This window comes from Actinomycetota bacterium, from assembly GCA_005774595.1.
Lineage (GTDB): Bacteria > Actinomycetota > Coriobacteriia > Anaerosomatales > D1FN1-002 > D1FN1-002.
In genome coordinates, this window is sequence record VAUM01000301.1 from 1 (window position 1) to 2,397 (window position 2,397).

At 74.3% G+C, this 2,397-nt stretch carries 4 protein-coding genes; 3 read left to right on the top strand and 1 reads right to left on the bottom strand.

All coding sequences use genetic code 11. The annotated features are described in order from the left end of the window. The 3 genes from FDZ70_09370 to FDZ70_09380 all read left to right on the top strand — a co-directional run. Positions 1-499, top strand: a 499-nt coding sequence (locus FDZ70_09370; protein TLM70032.1) for a M48 family metallopeptidase, incomplete at its 5' end; no start/stop codon positions are given. Beyond that, positions 346-924, top strand: a complete 579-nt coding sequence (locus FDZ70_09375; GenBank protein ID TLM70033.1) for a DUF192 domain-containing protein — start codon at positions 346-348, stop codon at positions 922-924. The genes FDZ70_09370 and FDZ70_09375, both read left to right, overlap by 154 nt. A 39-nt stretch (positions 925-963) precedes the next feature. Beyond that, positions 964-1,812 (top strand): glycerophosphodiester phosphodiesterase, encoded by an 849-nt coding sequence (locus tag FDZ70_09380; protein ID TLM70034.1) that lies wholly within the window; start codon positions 964-966, stop codon positions 1,810-1,812. On the opposite strand, the gene FDZ70_09385 is transcribed toward FDZ70_09380, so the two are convergent. Beyond that, positions 1,809-2,300 (bottom strand): N-acetyltransferase family protein, encoded by a 492-nt coding sequence (locus FDZ70_09385; protein TLM70035.1) that lies wholly within the window; start codon positions 2,298-2,300, stop codon positions 1,809-1,811. The two genes, FDZ70_09380 and FDZ70_09385, sit on opposite strands and share 4 nt — an antisense overlap. Positions 2,301-2,397 lie beyond the last annotated feature (97 nt).

A 2,397-nucleotide genomic window follows, 5' to 3' on the forward strand; every position in this document is an offset into this window, starting at 1 on the left:
GCCCGACACGGTGACGTTCGCGGCGACCGGCGAAGCGTGGGGCGTCGACTACCGCCACGCGCCCGGCCGGGGCGTACGCGTGCGCGAGGACCCCGCGGCCGGGACGCTCGTGGCCGCCGGTGACGTGGCCGATGCCGACGCATGCCTGCGTGCGCTGCGGCGCTGGCTCGACCGCGCCGCGGCCGAGCGGCTGGGCGCCGTGCTGGCCGAGGAGTCCGCGCGGCTGGCGCTGCCCTATGTGTCCGCGCGCTTCCGGCGCATGCGCACCCGGTGGGGCACCTGCTCGCGGGCGGGCGCGATCACCTTGAACCCGCTGCTGCTCTTCCGCACGCCCGAGCGCGCGCGGTGCACCGTCGTCCACGAACTGGTCCACACGCTGCGCCACGACCACTCGCCCCACTTCCGGGCCGAGCTCGAGCGTCGCTTCCCCGGTGCCGCCGCCGTCGAGCGCGCCGGGCGTCACGACATGCGCGAGGTGCCCCCGTGGGCGGTGCCGTGAGGGCGCGGACCGTCATCGGTGTGGTCGTGGCTGGGGCCGCACTCGTCGCATGTTCGGGCCCCCGCGCGGTCGAGGCCGAGCTCACCGTGCGCGGTGCCACCGTGGCGGTCTACGTCGCCGACTCGGAGGCGGAGCGCTCGAGCGGTCTGCAGGGCCTCGACCTGGACGGCGCCGCCGGCGGGATGCTGTTCGTGTGGCCCTCGGCCGACGTGCGGTCGTTCGCCATCAAGCGCGTCGACTACCCGCTCGACGTCATCTGGATCTCGGGCGACGGGCACGTGCTCGGCGTCTCGAGCCTCGCGCCGGAAGGCCCGGAGCGTGCGGTGAGCCCCGGAGCGACCACGTCCGTGCTCGAGGTGCCCGCCGGCTGGGCCGCGCGGCACGGCGTGGCCGAGGGCGACCCGGTGTGGGTGCGGCGCCGGTAGCGGTGCTAGTCTCGTGACGACAGCCCGACCCTCCGTCGCATGGAGCCGCTCATGAGCAAGCGCGCCGCCGCGATCACGTCGGCCGTCCTTGTCCTGCTGCTCGCCGCGGTCGCGGGTGCCTTCGCATGGGCGACCGGCGGCCGGCCGCCGCGCGATCCGTCCGCGTGGCTCACCGCCGGGCCGATCGCGCACCGCGGGCAGTGGGACGGCACGCCACGGGTGCCGGAGAACTCGCTCGCGGCGTTCGACGCGGCCGCTGCGCGCGGCTTCGCGATCGAGCTCGACGTGCTGAGCAGCTCCGACGGCGTGACGATGGTGATGCACGACGACGAGCTCGCGCGCATGACGGGCGCGCCCGGCCGCGTGAGCGAGACGTCCGCGGCGGCGCTCGCCGAGCTGCGCCTGCTCGGTGGCGACGAGCCGGTGCCGACGCTCGCCGAGGCGCTCGAGACGATCGGCGGCCGCGTGCCGGTGTTCGTCGAGATCAAGAACCGCGGCGGCGTGGGCACGCTCGAGGACGACGTCGCGCGGCAGCTCGCCGCATACGCGGGCGAGGCGGTGGTGATGTCGTTCAACCCGTACTCACTCGCGCGCGTCGCGAAGACCGCGCCCGAGGTGCCGCGCGGACAGCTGTCGGGCGACTTGAGCGAGGAGGGGCTCGCTTGGTACGAGGTGTTCCTGCTCGAGAACCTGATGATGGACTGGTCCTCGAAGCCGGACTTCATCGCCTACGACCTCGACGAGCTGCCGTCACTCGGCACGTCGCTCCAGCGCCTGCGCGGCCGCCCGCTCCTGGCCTGGACCGCCGAGGACGCCGCGGAGCGTCTGAAGGCCGAAGGGCTCGCCGACGCGGTGATCTGCGACCCCGACGCGCTACCGCGTCGCTAGAGCAGCCGCTCGTAGAGTGCGACGTCGACCCATCGGTCGAACTTGCGGCCGACCTCGCGCAAGGTACCGACCCGCTCGAACCCCATCGACTCGATCAGCCGCATGCTCGCCTCGTTCTCGGCCGAGATCTGCGCGATGATCGCGTGGTGCCCGTGCTCCCGCGCCGCCTCGACGAGTGCCGTGTCGATCGCGCGCCCGACGCCGCGCCGCGCGCACGCCTCGTCCACGTACGCGGAGATCTCGACGGTGTCGGCGTAGGCGCCGCGCGGGTTCCACAGCGACAGCGACCCCCAGCCGACGACGGCGCCGTCCGCCACGGCGACCAGGACCGGATGGCGCCCGCCGTGCGCGGCGAGCCACTCGGCGCGGTGCTTGCCGGTGTGCTCGCGCGTGTCGAAGGTCGCTGTCGAGCCCGCCACCGACTGGTTGTAGATGCGCGCGATGTCGTCGGCGTCGTCCGGGGTCGCTGGGCGGATGACGAGGTCCATCGCGGTCAGCCTCCGAGCAGCGGGGTGCGGGCGGACAGGTCGGCGATGGCGCGTTCGACCTGGGCCAGCAGGTCGGCCTGGGCAGTCGGCGGTGAGG

Coding starts and splice junctions, on each gene's coding strand:
- FDZ70_09380 (TLM70034.1), top strand. CDS start 964: ATGGAGCCGCTCATGAGCAAGCGCGCCGCCGCGATCACGTCGGCCGTC.
- FDZ70_09385 (TLM70035.1), bottom strand. CDS start 2,300: ATGGACCTCGTCATCCGCCCAGCGACCCCGGACGACGCCGACGACATC.